A 254-nucleotide genomic window follows, 5' to 3' on the forward strand; every position below is an offset into this window, starting at 1 on the left:
ACCCGGGCATGCGGTGGTCGATCCGATCGACGTCGCGACCGGGTACGTGGTCGCGGCGATGGCGATCTCGTCCCGGCGGGCCACCACCATGATCTCCTTCGCCTTCGACCTGCACACCCGGTACCCGGCGATCCTGACAGCGATGGCGCAGGGGCGTCTGGACCAGCGCGCCGCCGAGGTGCTCGCCTCCCAGATGGCCACCGTCCACGTCGACGTGCTCGATTTGGTGCAGCAACAGGTCGTCGACGAGTACC

At 68.5% G+C, this 254-nt stretch carries 1 protein-coding gene; it reads left to right on the plus strand.

Annotation, left to right across the window (positions count from 1 at the left end):
- Positions 1–254: DUF222 domain-containing protein (locus AC3DE3_RS17490; RefSeq protein WP_488370888.1), on the plus strand; the 254-nt coding region annotated here is incomplete at both ends.

The sequence above is a fragment of the Dietzia sp. IBK-p2-16D genome, from assembly GCF_057773085.1.